This window comes from Streptomyces sp. AHU1, from assembly GCF_045343905.1.
In the GTDB taxonomy this organism is placed as follows: domain Bacteria; phylum Actinomycetota; class Actinomycetes; order Streptomycetales; family Streptomycetaceae; genus Streptomyces; species Streptomyces triticiradicis.
The window spans coordinates 6,053,216-6,066,425 of sequence record NZ_CP174283.1 but is presented as its reverse complement, the minus strand read 5'-3'; the positions used below and the strand labels follow the sequence as shown (position 1 = coordinate 6,066,425).

General features: G+C 70.2%; 12 protein-coding genes. All 12 read right to left on the bottom strand.

The genetic code is table 11. From position 1 onward, the window contains the following. Positions 1–157: 157 nt before the first annotated feature. Positions 158–595, bottom strand: a complete 438-nt coding sequence (locus ACICHK_RS27175) for a hypothetical protein (RefSeq protein ID WP_406838927.1) — start codon at positions 593–595, stop codon at positions 158–160. Between the two features lie 293 nt (positions 596–888). Continuing rightward, positions 889–2,244, bottom strand: coding sequence for an MraY family glycosyltransferase (locus ACICHK_RS27170; RefSeq protein WP_406838926.1), 1,356 nt, complete (start codon positions 2,242–2,244; stop codon positions 889–891). A 128-nt stretch (positions 2,245–2,372) separates the two neighbouring features. After that, entirely contained in the window at positions 2,373–3,611 is a 1,239-nt protein-coding gene (gene glyA / locus ACICHK_RS27165) for a serine hydroxymethyltransferase (protein ID WP_406838925.1), read from the bottom strand. A gap of 71 nt (positions 3,612–3,682) precedes the next feature. Beyond that, on the bottom strand, positions 3,683–4,330 hold the full coding sequence (locus tag ACICHK_RS27160) for a protein-tyrosine-phosphatase (RefSeq protein ID WP_151472289.1): 648 nt from the start codon (positions 4,328–4,330) through the stop codon (positions 3,683–3,685). Between the two features lie 52 nt (positions 4,331–4,382). Further along, entirely contained in the window at positions 4,383–5,030 is a 648-nt protein-coding gene (locus ACICHK_RS27155) for an L-threonylcarbamoyladenylate synthase (protein ID WP_103550972.1), read from the bottom strand. Beyond that, positions 5,031–5,165 (bottom strand): hypothetical protein, encoded by a 135-nt coding sequence (locus ACICHK_RS27150; protein ID WP_406838924.1) that lies wholly within the window; start codon positions 5,163–5,165, stop codon positions 5,031–5,033. After that, positions 5,162–6,007, bottom strand: coding sequence for a peptide chain release factor N(5)-glutamine methyltransferase (prmC, locus tag ACICHK_RS27145; protein WP_151472290.1), 846 nt, complete (start codon positions 6,005–6,007; stop codon positions 5,162–5,164). The genes ACICHK_RS27150 and prmC overlap by 4 nt, the downstream gene beginning before the upstream one ends. A 75-nt stretch (positions 6,008–6,082) precedes the next feature. Then, the gene (prfA, locus tag ACICHK_RS27140; RefSeq protein WP_037624958.1) at positions 6,083–7,159 is read right to left on the bottom strand and encodes a peptide chain release factor 1; all 1,077 of its coding nucleotides are present in this window, start codon (positions 7,157–7,159) and stop codon (positions 6,083–6,085) included. Between the two features lie 171 nt (positions 7,160–7,330). After that, the gene (gene rpmE / locus ACICHK_RS27135) at positions 7,331–7,552 is read right to left on the bottom strand and encodes a 50S ribosomal protein L31 (RefSeq protein ID WP_037624960.1); all 222 of its coding nucleotides are present in this window, start codon (positions 7,550–7,552) and stop codon (positions 7,331–7,333) included. A 169-nt stretch (positions 7,553–7,721) separates the two neighbouring features. Beyond that, complete coding sequence (locus tag ACICHK_RS27130; RefSeq protein ID WP_406838923.1) at positions 7,722–8,849, bottom strand: LCP family protein; 1,128 nt, start codon at positions 8,847–8,849, stop codon at positions 7,722–7,724. Between the two features lie 219 nt (positions 8,850–9,068). Beyond that, positions 9,069–10,883 (bottom strand): trypsin-like serine protease, encoded by a 1,815-nt coding sequence (locus ACICHK_RS27125; protein WP_406838922.1) that lies wholly within the window; start codon positions 10,881–10,883, stop codon positions 9,069–9,071. Positions 10,884–11,060: 177 nt separating this feature from the next. Next, on the bottom strand, positions 11,061–13,067 hold the full coding sequence (gene rho / locus ACICHK_RS27120) for a transcription termination factor Rho (RefSeq protein ID WP_151472292.1): 2,007 nt from the start codon (positions 13,065–13,067) through the stop codon (positions 11,061–11,063). Positions 13,068–13,210: the final 143 nt, after the last annotated feature.

Below are 13,210 nucleotides of genomic sequence, written 5' to 3'. Positions count from 1 at the left end.
TTCGGCACTGGGCTGGTGTTACGGATGTGGGGGCGGCAGAGGGGCATCAAGCCTCGCGATCGAACAGGCGTCAGCTCAGATGCCCGCGCCCGCGATGCCGCAGTTGGCACCGGACGATAGCAGGATCTCCAACGTGCACTTATCCCGGCCCTACCTCTCACGACGACTGACCCTTGTTCTCGGGCTTTTCGGCCTTCGAGGAGTCGGGTTCGACGTAAAGGATCTTGGCCTTCATATGGGCACGCGCCTGTGCGCCGATCCACACGAGGGTGGTGACGACCAGGGTGAGCGCAAAGGACTTGGGATTGAACAGCGAGGTGTCCTTGAACACGGCGACAAAGATGAACAGCAGAAGAATCTGCGCCGTGTAGAGCAAGAGCCCCATCGCCTGGAACAAGTGCGGAAGCGATTTGGCGGTGCGCTGCAGAACGTAGAGGCCCAGCCCCATGAAGAGGACCACCACCAGCGTCGCGACGACGGCTCCGAGCGCCCCCTTGCCGCCGGCGACCGCACCGCTGACGACGGCGGCAATCGCGCCGACGGCAGCCGTGGGCACAGCGGCCTGAAGGAGGATCCGGGCGTCATTGGACGGCATGGCGGCAACTCCGCTTGTAAGGGGGGCGTGTCGTCATGGACGAGCGTAGTCCCGGGCTGAGAGAGAACCTCACGCCAAAGGACCGTCGTACTGGGGTCCTTCGGCTCTGCCCTGGGTTCTCGTGAACCGTATCACAAACTATTTGATGAGGTCTTTACCTGGTTGGTGTGCCAACTGTCACACATGAGAGTGAAGCTGCGCGTCTGTGCATTTCACGCGCCCCTTTGTCTGGTATTAGGGCGCTTTGTTACCCCACGATTTGGTCACGCGTTAGTCAGATTCTTACCTTCGGCTCAGCGCGAGGACTCGGCCTCGCGCCGGTCCAGAAGGCGCGGACGCGCACCGATCGCCGTCGCTCCGTTGGCTCCTGAGACTCCCGCAGCCGCCGGAGCACGGTGCTCGCGCGCCTCGTCCGGCTCGCCCGCCGACGCCGTCTCGTGGGTCACGGGAGACCCGTCCGGGGCGGCCGCCGCGGCGGCCTTGCGACGGCGGTAGCGCGGCGGCACGAAGTGCTCGGCCCAGCGCGGGGCACGCGGTGTGAAGCGCGGCAGCAGGAGCAGCACGAGACCGACGGCGCTGAGCGCCGCGATGGCGAGCACGCTCCACATGGCCCCGGAGTTGACCGAGTACGCGAGGGCGCCGAAGGCGATCAGCGCCGACCAGAAGTACATGATCAGCACCGCGCGGCTGTGCGAGTGGCCGACCTCCAGGAGGCGGTGGTGCAGATGCCCCCGGTCGGCGGCGAACGGCGACTGCCCGCGCCAGGTGCGGCGCACGATGGCGAGCACCAGGTCGGCGGCCGGGATCGCGATGATCGTCAGCGGCAGCAGCAGCGGGATGAACACCGGCACCGTCTGGTGCACGGTGTTGCGCGGGGAGCCGGTGAAGAGGTTCATCACGTCGGGGTCGATCTGCCCGGTGATGGAGATCGCGCCGGCGGCCAGCACCAGACCGATGAGCATCGAGCCGGAGTCGCCCATGAAGATCCGCGCGGGGTGCATGTTGTGCGGCAGGAAGCCCAGGCACATGCCCATCAGGATCGCCGCGAAGAGCGTCGCCGGGGCTGCGGCCTCGATGCCGTACGAGTACCAGATCCGGTAGGCGTACAGGAAGAACGCGGCGGACGCGATGCACACCATGCCGGCGGCCAGTCCGTCGAGACCGTCCACGAAGTTGACCGCGTTGATGGTGATCACGACGAGCGCCACCGTCAGCAGCGTGCCCTGCCACTGGGTCAGCGCGACCAGGCCGACCCCGGGGATCGGCAGCCACAGGATCGTCAGACCCTGCATGACCATCACGCCCGCGGCGATCATCTGGCCGCCCAGCTTGATCAGGGCGTCGATCTCGAACTTGTCGTCCAGCACGCCGATCAGCCAGATCAGCGCGGCGCCGGAGAGCAGGGCACGCGGTTCGTTCGAGTTGGCGAAGACCTCGTTGAGGTTCTTCAGGTGGTCGGCGACCAGCAGGCCGGCGCACAGCCCGAAGAACATGGCGATGCCGCCGAGCCTCGGCGTGGGTTCACGGTGCACGTCGCGCGCCCGGATCTCCGGCATGGCTCCGGCCACGATCGCGAATTTACGTACCGGCCCTGTCAGCAGATACGTCACCGCGGCCGTGATGCAGAGCGTCAGCAGGTATTCACGCACGGGCTTCCCCACAGGTCTCGCTGGCCATCACAGCCCCACACCCTAGCGATGCACGCATATGGTTGAGGACTTTCGGGTAGCGAAGATGGTTGCACGTGTGGCCGTGCGGTCCGGTACGCGTACCCCGGTCAGTCCGGATAAGGCGGAAATCTTCCGGTCAGTTCCCGCACTTCCTCCCGCGCCGTCCGGCCGTCGATCTCGTCCCGCAGCACCCCCGCGAACAGGGCCGCGACCCGTGCCATCTCCGGCTCGCCCATCCCCTGGGTGGTCAGCGCCGCGGTGCCGAGCCGCAGGCCGCGGATGTCGCCGTGAGGCAGCGCACAGGTGTCGAGGACCATACCGGCGGCGGCCAGCCGGCCGCGCGCGGTGCGCCCCTCGACGCCGAGCGGCGCCGGGTCCGCGACCAGCAGGTGGGTGTCGGTGCCGCCGGTGGTGACCGCGAGCCCCTCGGCCTCCAGCCCGGCGGCGAGCACCCGCGCGTTGGCGGTCACCTGGTGCGCGTACGCCGTGAAGGCCGGGGTCGCCGCCTCGCCGAACGCGACGGCCTTGGCCGCGATGGTGTTCATCTGCGCGCCGCCCTGGGTGAAGGGGAAGACGGCCCGGTCGACCCGCTCGGCCAGTTCGGCGCCGCACAGGAGCATGCCGCCGCGCGGACCGCGGAGCACCTTGTGCGTGGTGGCGCACACGACGTCGGCGTACGGCACCGGGTTCGGCGCCGCTCCCCCCGCGACGAGCCCGACGGTGTGGGCGGCGTCCGCGATGAGATAGGCGCCGACCTCGTCGGCGATCTCCCGGAACAGCGCGTGGTCGATGTGCCGGGGGTACGAGATCGACCCGCAGACGATGGCCTTGGGGCGGCGGGCGCGGGCCAGGGTGCGCACCTGCTCGTAGTCGATCAGTCCCGACTCCGCCTCGACGCCGTAGCCGACGAAGTCGAACCAGCGGCCGGAGAAGTTCGCGGGCGACCCGTGGGTGAGGTGGCCGCCGAAGGGCAGGCCCATCGCCAGCACGGTGTCACCGGGGCGCAGCAGGGCGGCGTACGCGGCCAGGACGGCCGAACTCCCGGAGTGGGACTGGACGTTGGCGTGATCGGCGCCGAAGAGGGCCTTGGCGCGGTCGACCGCGAGGCGCTCGGCGACGTCGACGATCTCGCAGCCGCCGTGGTGGCGGGCGCCGGGATAGCCTTCCGCGTACTTGTTCGCCAGGGGCGAGCCGAGCGCGGCCAGCACGGCCGGCGAGGTGAAGTTCTCGGCGGCGATCAGCTGCAGCGTGGTCGACTGCCGGTCGAGCTCACCGAGCAGGATCTCGGCGAGCTCGGGGTCCTGTCGGCCCAGGACATCCGCTTCGGGCATGGTGGCGACCGGCATGGTGGACTCCGGACATCTGCGGGGGGACGCTTACGTCCAATGTAGAACCGGGACCCGTGGGGCGCCCGGTGTCACGTCCGCGCGGGTACCCCTGTCAGAGCGGTGACGACCGGGTCCAGCGCCTCGTTGATCTCGTCCCCGATGGACCGGAAGAACGGCAGGGGCGCCCCGTAGGGGTCGTGCACCTCGTCGGCCTCCGCGGTCGGGGCCAGCAGCCAGCCGCGCAGCGCCGCGGCGGCCCGCACCAGGGCGACGGCGCGCTCGACCACGCCGTCCTGGAGGGGCGGCAGGGTCGCGGTGTCTATCGCGCGGACCAGCCGGGTGAACTCCTTCAGCGTGAAGGTGCGCAGGCCGGCGGAGTGCCCCATGGAGATGACCTGGGCACGGTGGTCGCGGGTGGCCGTCAGGACCAGGTCGGCGCGGATGACGTGGTCGTCGAGGAGCTCGCGCCCCACGAAGCCGGAGGGGTCCGCGCCGAAGTCGGTCAGGACGGTCGCGGCGTTGGCCTCCATGGGCGCGCCCTCGTGGCCCCAGGTGCCGGCGCTCTCCACGATGAGGCCGCCCCACAGGGGGTCGCCCAGCCGGTCCGCCAGGGCATGCCGGGTCAGCCGCTCGGTGATCGGCGAGCGGCACACGTTGCCGGTGCTGACGTGGAGGATGCGGAAGGACCCGCTCGGGGATCCGCCGGTCCCGGTGATCGGCGTGCCTATGCCACGCATGGGGGCGCTCCCTGCTCGGACCGAGCCGGGAGCCCGGAGGGCTCGGGGGCTGTCAATTCGCCACCTCGAGGTCGGGTACGACCTTCCGGAGCTCCTCCGCCGACAGTGCGCCCGCGCGCAGCAGGACGGGCACCTTGCCGGTGACGTCGACGATCGAGGAGGGAACGTTGCCGGGGGTCGGACCGCCGTCCAGGTAGACCGAGACGGAGTCGCCGAGCATGCCCTGCGCGGCGTCGCAGTCCTCCGGCGCCGGGTGGCCGGTGAGGTTGGCGGAGGAGACGGCCATCGGGCCGACCTCGGTGAGCAGCTCGATGGCGACGGGGTGCAGCGGCATACGGATGGCCACGGTGCCCCGGGTGTCCCCCAGGTCCCACTGGAGCGAGGGCTGGTGCTTGGCGACCAGGGTCAGGGCGCCCGGCCAGAACGCGTCGACGAGCTCCCAGGCCATCTCGGAGAAGTCCGTGACGAGGCCGTGCAGGGTGTTCGGGGAGCCGATGAGGACGGGGGTGGGCATGTTGCGGCCCCGGCCCTTGGCGTCGAGCAGGTCGGCGACGGCCTCCGAGGTGAACGCGTCCGCGCCGATGCCGTACACGGTGTCCGTCGGGAGGACCACCAGTTCGCCACGGCGGACGGCGGACGCCGCCTCACGCAGACCTGTGGTGCGGTCGGTCGCGTCGTTGGTGTCGTATCGCCGTGCCATTTAGCGGGCCTCCTCGTACACGTACTGCTGGCTGGGGGTGCGGAGAAACGCGGTGCGGGGGGACGCGGCGCGGCACGGCACGGTGCGCGGGCGCACGACGGCGCCGCGCGCCGGGGCTCCGTGGGCCGTGCTCACGGCGTCGCCTTGCGGGCGGTCGCGAACCGCGGCCGCTTGTTGAGGTCCGGGTGGTCGGCCGCGTCGGCCCAGCCCCGCTCCTCGGTGAAGATCCAGGGCACCTGCCCGCCCTGGGTGTCGGCGTGCTCGATGACGACGACGCCGCCGGGCCGCAGCAGCCGGTGCGCGGTGCGCTCGATGCCGCGGATGAGGTCGAGTCCGTCCTCGCCGGAGAAGAGGGCGAGCTCGGGGTCGTAGTCCCGGGCCTCCGGCGCCACGTACTCCCATTCGGTGAGCGGGATGTACGGAGGGTTGGAGATCACCAGGTCCACCTGGCCGTCGAGGTCGGGGAAGGCCGTGAGGGCGTCCCCCTGGCGCAGGTCGACCCTGGATCCCTCGACGTTCTTGCGCGTCCACTGCAGGGCGTCCTCGGACAGCTCCACGGCGTGCACCCGGGAGCGCGGGACCTCCTGGGCGAGGGCGAGCGCGATGGCGCCCGAGCCGGTGCACAGGTCGACGATCAGCGGTTCGACGACGTCCATCGCGCGGACGGCGTCTATGGCCCAGCCGACGACCGACTCGGTCTCCGGACGGGGCACGAAGACGCCGGGCCCCACCTGGAGTTCGAGGTAGCGGAAGTAGGCGCGTCCGGTGATGTGCTGGAGCGGCTCGCGGGCCTCGCGGCGCGCGGTCACCTCCCAGTAGCGGGCGTCGAAGTCCGCGTCCTTGACGGTGTGCAGCTCGCCCCGCTTCACGCCGTGCACGAAGGCGGCGAGCTCCTCCGCGTCGTTGCGCGGCGAGGGCACGCCGGCGTCGGCCAGCCGCTGGGTGGCCTGGGCCACTTCCGCGAGCAGCAGGTTCACGCTGGTCCTCCGGGGCTGAGCTGTTGTCGTGAGGTGTACGGCGCCGGTCGTACGGCGCCGAACTGTGGTCGTCCGTTACGCGGCGGCGAGCTTGGCGGCCGAGTCCGCGTCGACGCAGGCCTGGATGACGGCGTCGAGCTCACCGTCGAGCACCTGGTCCAAGTTGTACGCCTTGAAGCCGACGCGGTGGTCCGAGATGCGATTCTCCGGGAAGTTGTACGTACGGATCTTCTCGGAGCGGTCGACCGTGCGGACCTGGCTGCGGCGGGCGTCGGCGGCCTCCCGCTCCGCCTCCTCCTGTGCCGCCGCGAGGAGCCTGGAGCGCAGGATACGCATCGCCTGCTCCTTGTTCTGCAGCTGGCTCTTCTCGTTCTGGCAGGAGGCGACGACTCCGGTGGGAATGTGCGTGATGCGCACCGCGGAGTCGGTCGTGTTGACGGACTGGCCGCCGGGGCCCGAGGAGCGGTAGACGTCGATGCGGAGGTCGTTCGCGTGGATCTCGACGTCGACCTCCTCGGCCTCGGGCGTGACGAGGACACCGGCGGCGGAGGTGTGGATGCGGCCCTGCGACTCGGTCGAGGGCACGCGCTGCACGCGGTGCACGCCGCCCTCGTACTTCAGCCGGGCCCAGACGCCCTGGCCGGGCTCGGTCGCGCCCTGGCCGCCCTTGGTCTTCACGGCGACCTGGACGTCCTTGTAGCCGCCGAGCTCGGACTCGGTGGAGTCGATGATCTCGGTCTTCCAGCCGATGCGCTCGGCGTAGCGCAGGTACATGCGCAGCAGGTCACCGGCGAACAGGGCGGACTCGTCGCCGCCGGCGCCCGCCTTGATCTCCAGGATGACGTCCTTGTCGTCGCTCGGGTCGCGCGGGACCAGCAGCAGGCGGAGCTTCTCGGTGAGCTCCTCGCGCTGCTTCTCCAGGTCCTTGACCTCGGCGGCGAAGTCGGGGTCGTCGGCGGCGAGCTCCTTGGCCGTGCCGATGTCGTCCCCGGTCTGCTTCCAGGAGCGGTACGTCGCGACGATCGGGGTCAGCTCGGCGTAGCGCTTGTTGAGCTTGCGCGCGTTGGCCTGGTCGGCGTGGACCGACGGGTCAGCGAGCTTCTTCTCCAGATCGGCGTGCTCGCCGATCAGTTCCTCGACCGCCTCGAACATCTCCGGCTCCAATGGACTGTCCCCGGCTGCGTGAAGGGCTCGGGGACGTAGGTACGGCGTGGGGTTCCCCTGCTCGAACGTGTCGAGAGCCCGGGGAGGGGGCTGGACCGCAAAGCGCCGGTCCCGGCGTCCCCCGTACGGGGAACACCGAAGACCGGCGCTGTGGGCTCGCTACTTGCTGGCAGCGGCAGCCTTGCCGAAGCGGGCCTCGAAGCGGGCCACACGGCCACCGGTGTCGAGGATCTTCTGCTTGCCCGTGTAGAACGGGTGGCACTCGGAGCAGACCTCGGCGCGGATGGTGCCGCTGGAGATCGTGCTACGGGTGGTGAACGACGCGCCACAGGTGCAGCTGACCTGCGTCTCGACGTACTCGGGGTGGATGTCGCGCTTCAAGGTGTCTCCTAGTTTCGGGAGGGCGCCGGGTCGCCTCCGCTGGATGCGGGCGCGTGAACCGGGGCCGACGTACCAGTCTGCCAGGACTGGCCGTATCCCCCAAAACGAGGGGGCACGGCGATCTATTCCCCGGGGCCGCGGACGGGGTGGCGCGGGGCCCGCGCGCAGGTCAGCCGGGGTTGACGACGCCCTTCGCGGCGCCGGTGGCGGTCCCCTCGGTGGCGGCCGCCGGGATCGGCCGGTCGGCTTCCAGCGCCTTCCAGACCAGCTCGGCCTTGGCCTTGTCGACCAGGACCCGGTTGCCGTCGGCGGGGTCGTACTGGACGGGCATCGTCACCATCGTCATGTGGGACGAGCCGATGCCCTTGAGGCCGCCCGCGAAGGAGGCGAGGCTCGTGACGCTGCCGAGGTCGGAGTCGGTGGTCACCGTCTTGGTCGCGGTGTCGGCGAGGTCGTACAGCTTTTTCGGGTTGGACAGGAGCCCGATGTGCTTGACCTGGTCGACCAGCGCCTTCGTGAACGCCTGCTGGAGCTGGATGCGGCCGAGGTCGGAGCCGTCGCCGACGCCGTGCCGGGTGCGGACCAGGCCGAGCGCCTGCTTGCCGTCGAGCTTGTGCGACCCGGCCGGCAGACGCAGGTGGCTCTCGTTGTCCGAGATGGCCTTCGTCGTGGTGACCGTGACGCCGCCGAGGTCGTCGACCAGCTTCCGGAAGCCGCTGAAGTCGATCTCGATGTAGTGGTCCATGCGGATGCCGGTCATGGACTCGACGGTCTTCACCGCGCAGGCGGCGCCGCCGGTGGAGTAGGCGGAGTTGAACATCGCGTTCGAGACCGCTCCGTGGACGGTGCCCTCGGAGTCGGTGCAGGAGGGTCGCTCGACGAGGGTGTCACGGGGGACGGAGACCACGCTGGCCCGCTTGTGGCCCTTGTACACGTGGACGATCATCGCGGTGTCCGAGCGGGCGCTGCCGTCGTCGGTGCCGCCGCCCAGCTTCCCGTTGGTGCCGGAGCGGGTGTCGGAGCCGAGGACCAGGATGTTCTGCGAGCCGTTGTCGATCTTCAGGGGCCGGTCGCTGCCGAGCGCCTGGTTGATGTCGACGCTCTTGAGGTTGCCGTTGAGCTTGAAGAACAGGTAGCCGGCTCCGGCGCCGCCGAGCGCCACGACACCCGCCGCGGTCCAGGCCGTGATCATCAGGGCCTTGCTCCGCGTGCTGCGGCGGCCGCCCTCCGGGCGGCGCGGGGTGCTGCTGCCGGGATCCCCGGGTATGGCGGGCTCCGGCGTGCTCTCGGCGGGCATGTGACTCCTCGGCTTCCTCTTCGCGTCCTCGGTCGGTTACCCCCTGCTTTCAGGGCCAGGCCCCTCCGGTCGTGACGAGGCGTACCGCTCCATGGTCACTCCGTACGGTCAGACGGGGAAACCCGGGAAAGGGTTGCACGACGCAGAGTGCCCACCACGTCACGTGGTGGGCACTCCGTGTGTTCGGCGCGAGCGGGGAGGACCCGCTCACCCTCGCGGTCAGCCGAAGATGTCGTACGCCTGGAAGCCGGTGCCCACCGACTTCCTCGTCGAGAAGATCTCGCTGGTGGCCTTTCCGGTCCCGGCGTACAGGTAGAGCGTGCCGGTGCTGCCGGAGGAGCGGGCCAGGAAGTCGGCCTTGCCGTCGCCGGTGATGTCACCGACGGCGTCGAAGGCGTTGTAGCCGGTCCAGGCGCTGCGCACCTTGATCCGGGCGGAGAACGCCCCGGACCCGGTCTTGCCGGTGCCCTTGTACAGGTACAGGTCGCCGGTGCTCGACTGACGGGCGAGCAGGTCGGCCTTGCCGTCACCGGTGAAGTCGCCGTGTCCGCGCACGGAGTTGTACTGGTTCCAGCCGGTGCCGACCTGGACGCGCGTCGGGAAGGATCCCTTGCCGTTGCCCGGGTACTCCCACATCGCTCCGGAGGAGTCGACGGAGAGGATGTCGGGCAGGCCGTCGCCGGTGAGGTCGCCGGGGGCGATGATCCGGGTGCGGGTCTTCCAGTTGGTGAAGATCTTGTCGTCGGCCCAGTCATCGAGCGACGGCAGCCAGTGCATCCAGTGGACGTCACCGGTGGCGCTCTCGCGGACCACGAAGTCCTGGTAGCCGTCCCGGTTGAGGTCGGTCTGGAGCACGACGTTCACGCCGTCCCAGTCGCCCCACGACTGACGCGCCCCGAACGAGGTGCCGTTGGAGTCCTTCTCCCAGCCGGTCTTGGTCGACGAGCTGCGCACCCACAGGTCGGCCTTGTGGTCGCCGTTCAGGTTGGTGTCCTCGACGCGCGGCCAGGCGGCGCCGACGTAGGTGCTGACCTTCGAGAAGACGCTGTACGCGCCCTTCTTGACGCAGTCCTCGACACCCCAGGAGACGACACCCACGATGCGGTCGTTGACGATCAGCGGACCGCCGGAGTCTCCGTTGCAGGCCGTGGTGGTACCGGCGTTCGCGCCGGTCGCCCCGGTGCCCGCGCAGACCATGTGGCCCTCGACGAAGGCGTCCTCACCGTCGAGGACCGTCTTCATGGCCGTGTTGCACGTGCTGTCGGACTTGATCGGCAGCTTGGCCGTCTTCAGCGTCTGGGAGATGTCCTGGCTGGTGGACGAGGTGCGGCCCCAGCCGTAGAGCGTCGCCTCGGTGCCCGACGCGTACGAGGCGGTGTCGCCCGACGTCGTCATGCGGATCGGCTTGGCCGTGACGGGCTTCGCCAGGGTGATGACCGCGATGTCGTTGTCGATGGTCGTCGAGCTGTACGACGGGTGGTTCCACTGCCGCAGGGGAGCGGTGACCGTGGCCCCCGACGGAAGCGTGCTGCCACTCGCCAGCTGGGCGGTGCCGGTGACGACGGCGCCGTTGGCGCTCCAGTTGTAGCCCTTGACGCAGTGCGCGGCGGTGAGGATCTTCGTCGGGGAGACGACGGAGCCACCGCAGAAGAAGCCGATGTCGTTGGCCTCGTCGTAGTACCAGAGCTGCGCCATCCACGGAGCCGTGGAGATGGTGGTCGTGGTGCCGCCGATGATCTTCGGGTCGACCTTCGCCGTGCTCGTACCGGCACTCAGCGACGCCTTCTGGGTCGTCCGGCCCGCGACGTCGTCACCGGCGACGGCACCCGCCACACGCTTCTCCAACTCGGCCTGGGACGGCGTCGAGTGGGTGGGCCGCACGGTCGGCGTGGGCAGCGACGAGCTGGGCGCGGCGTTCGCGGACGACACCAGGAGCGCACCGGCGACGGCGGCGGCGAGGCCGGCCGCGGCGACCGGGACGGCGATCCGTATCCGCCGTCTGTGCCGACCGCCGCCGGACGTGGACGTATCCACTCAAGTCCCCCCTCAGAGTTCAAGAGTTCAGGTCTGCATCAGCAGTTGTTCAAGGGCGCGATCGTACACGTGTCCGAGACAGCGCAAAGGGCCGCCCCCGTCACCTGGGTGACGGGGGCGGCCCTTTGCGTTTCCGCCTTGCGAACTCCGGTCGTCGAGGACCTCGTCGAGAGGACGTCAGTCGTTGCCGTTGCCCGGCGACGGCGTGGTCTTCTGGATCTGGAGCAGGAACTCGGCGTTCGACTTCGTCTGCTTCATCTTGTCGAGGAGCAGCTCGATCGCCTGCTGCTGGTCGAGCGCGTGGAGCACCCGGCGCAGCTTCCAGGTGATGGCGAGCTCGTCGCTGCCGAGCAGGATCTCTTCCTTGCGGGTACCGGACGCGTCGACGTCCACCGCCGGGAAGATGCGCTTGTCGGCGAGCTTCCGGTCGAGCTTGAGCTCGGCGTTGCCGGTGCCCTTGAACTCCTCGAAGATGACCTCGTCCATGCGCGAGCCGGTGTCGACGAGCGCGGTGGCCAGGATGGTCAGCGAGCCGCCGTCCTCGATGTTGCGCGCGGCACCGAAGAAGCGCTTCGGCGGGTACAGCGCGGTCGAGTCGACACCACCGGACAGGATGCGGCCGGAGGCCGGGGCGGCGAGGTTGTACGCACGGCCCAGACGCGTGATCGAGTCGAGCAGCACGACGACGTCGTGACCCAGCTCCACCAGGCGCTTGGCGCGCTCGATGGCGAGCTCGGCGACCGTGGTGTGGTCCTCGGCCGGACGGTCGAAGGTCGAGGAGATGACCTCGCCCTTGACCGACCGCTGCATGTCGGTGACCTCTTCCGGACGCTCGTCGACCAGGACGACCATCAGGTGGCACTCGGGGTTGTTGTGCGTGATCGCGTTGGCGATCGCCTGCATGATCATGGTCTTGCCGGTCTTCGGCGGGGCCACGATCAGACCGCGCTGGCCCTTTCCGATGGGCGCGACGAGGTCGATGATGCGGGTCGTCAGCACACCCGGGTCGGTCTCCAGGCGGAGCCGGTCCTGCGGGTAGAGCGGCGTCAGCTTGTTGAACTCCGGACGGCCACGACCGGAGTCGGGGGCCATGCCGTTGGTCGAGTCCAGGCGGACCAGCGCGTTGAACTTCTCGCGGCGCTCGCCGTCCTTGGGCTGACGGACGGCGCCGGTGACGTGGTCACCCTTGCGCAGACCGTTCTTGCGGACCTGGGCGAGGGAGACGTACACGTCGTTGGGACCCGGCAGGTAGCCCGACGTACGGATGAACGCGTAGTTGTCGAGGATGTCGAGGATGCCCGCGACGGGGATCAGCACGTCGTCGTCGGCGACCTGCGGCTCGGCGATCTCGTCGCGTCCACGACGGCCACGGCGGTCCCGGTAACGGCCGCGACGGCCACGGCGGCCGCCCTCGAAGTCGTCGTCGTCCTGCGGCCCGTTGTCGCGCGGCTGCTGGCGGTCCTGACGGCCGCCGCCCTGCTGCTGACGGTCCGGGCGGTCCTGGCGCTCCTGACGGTCCGGGCGCTGCTGGCCGGCGCCCTGGCCGCCCTGCTGCTCGTCGCCCTTGGCCGGACGGCGGTCGCGGTCACGGCCGCCCCGGTCGCGGTCACGGCGGTCGCGGCGCTCACGACGGCCCTCGGCGCCCTCGGCCTCGCCCTGCGTCTCGGCCTTCGGCTCGTTCTTCGCCTCGGCGGTGACCGTCTCGGGGCTGCCCGCCTCGGCGGTGGCACGGCGACGGCGGCGCTCGACGGGGGCGTCCTCTCCCCCGGAGGGACCGCCGGCCGGCTGGCCGGGGATCTCGATCTGCTGCTGGGCGACGGCCTTCTCGGCGGCCTTGTCCGCAGCCGGGGCCGGGGCCGCGGCCTCGTCACCCGTACGGGCCTTCGAGGTGGCCCGGCGCTTCGGCTTGGTCTCGACGGCGTCGGACGCCGCCTTGGCCGGAGCGCCTCCGCCGGCCTGCGCCTCCTTGATGACCTCGATCAGCTGGCTCTTGCGCATCCGCGCGGTGCCCCTGATGCCGAGGCCGGATGCGACCTGCTGCAGCTCGGCCAGCACCATGCCCTCGAGGCCGGTACCGCGGCGTCGCCTGGAGCCGGCACCGGTGGCAGGCGCGGAGGCGTCCGTGGCGGGCGCGGCAGCGGTCTCCTCGACACGTGCGCCCATCAGATCGGTGGTGTCGCTCACGAAGGGTCCTTCCCTGGAGCGGACGTCGGCCTGTCTGGCTCGGCGACCGGTTGTGCTGTCCGGCATTGGCCCTTGCTGTGTGGACCGTGCCGGGGCGGTGGTCCGCCAAAGCGGCGGAAGACATTGCAGATGATGACGGTTCC

Bases quoted from the DNA above. Each gene is read 5' to 3' on its own strand.
- ACICHK_RS27175 (WP_406838927.1), bottom strand. From the start codon at position 595: ATGCCGTCCAATGACGCCCGGATCCTCCTTCAGGCCGCTGTGCCCACG.
- glyA (WP_406838925.1), bottom strand. From the start codon at position 3,611: ATGCCGGTCGCCACCATGCCCGAAGCGGATGTCCTGGGCCGACAGGAC.
- ACICHK_RS27160 (WP_151472289.1), bottom strand. From the start codon at position 4,330: ATGCGTGGCATAGGCACGCCGATCACCGGGACCGGCGGATCCCCGAGC.
- ACICHK_RS27155 (WP_103550972.1), bottom strand. From the start codon at position 5,030: ATGGCACGGCGATACGACACCAACGACGCGACCGACCGCACCACAGGT.
- prfA (WP_037624958.1), bottom strand. From the start codon at position 7,159: ATGTTCGAGGCGGTCGAGGAACTGATCGGCGAGCACGCCGATCTGGAG.
- ACICHK_RS27130 (WP_406838923.1), bottom strand. From the start codon at position 8,849: ATGCCCGCCGAGAGCACGCCGGAGCCCGCCATACCCGGGGATCCCGGC.